Genomic DNA, 1,049 nt, shown 5'->3' with positions numbered 1-1,049 from the left:
CTATCCTCATCTGCCCAGGCTGGATGTGAAGGTCACGCAGGCGGCTGATTATGCTGCTTTGGTCCCCACCGTCTCCGAGGGGATGGCAGCATGAGCCGGGTGCCCGATGATAACCTGCCCACCGGCACCACCGCTGGCGCGCCACAGGTGCTGCTGAGCCACCACCTCAAACAGCTCAAACTGCCGACTGTCCTGCGCGAATACGAGAAAGTGGCCCGTGAATGCGCACGCGATGGTGTTGATCATCCCCGCTATTTACTGCGGCTGATCGAACTGGAGCTGATTGACCGTGAACGGCGTACCGTCGAACGGCGGATCCGCGCCGCCCGGTTCCCGGCCGTCAAAAGCTTCGACACCTTCGACTTCACCGCCATTCCCAGCCTCAACAAGATGCTGGCGCTGGATCTGGCGCGGTGTGAATACATTTTGCGCCGCGAGAACATCATTGCGCTGGGTAACAGCGGCACAGGCAAAACCCATGTGGCGCTCGCCCTGGGGCTGGCCGCCTGCCAGAAGGGCTTCACAGTTGCCTTCACCACTGCCGCCGCGCTGGTGAATCAGTTGCTGGAGGCCCGCGACGAGAAGCGGCTCCTCAAGATGCAACGCGAACTGGCTGCGGTGAAGCTGCTGATTATCGACGAATTGGGTTACGTCCCGCTCTCGCCCACCGGCGCGGAGCTGTTGTTCGAGACCTTCTCCCAGCGCTACGAACGCGGTTCCACCATCGTCACCTCCAACCTGCCGTTTGAGGACTGGACGCAGGTGCTGGGGTCCGAGCGCCTGACCGGCGCATTGCTGGATCGTTTGACCCACCACGTCAGCATCCTGACCATGAATGGCGACAGCTATCGCCTCAAGCAATCCGCCCGCCGCCGCCGCGCTGCGGGTGGGGCGGAGCAAAACCAGGCCAGCCCCGACGAAACCTGACACTTCAAAGCGGCCAAAAGCACAGGGGCCCCGATCGGGGCCCCTGTGCTTTGAATCTGCCGCAACGTCAGTGGCCTACTTTTACTCCGCCACAGTGGCCGGTTTTTGCTCCGCCGTTGACA

At 62.3% G+C, this 1,049-nt stretch carries 1 protein-coding gene; it reads left to right on the top strand.

What is annotated here, in order from left to right:
- Positions 1-90: 90 nt before the first annotated feature.
- Entirely contained in the window at positions 91-927 is an 837-nt protein-coding gene (gene istB, locus C8K14_RS22300) for an IS21-like element helper ATPase IstB (protein ID WP_107719339.1), read from the top strand.
- Positions 928-1,049: the final 122 nt, after the last annotated feature.

The organism is Novosphingobium sp. GV079, from assembly GCF_003058045.1.
Taxonomy (GTDB): Bacteria; Pseudomonadota; Alphaproteobacteria; order Sphingomonadales; family Sphingomonadaceae; genus Novosphingobium; species Novosphingobium capsulatum.
This window is presented reverse-complemented; position numbering and strand designations above follow the sequence as displayed.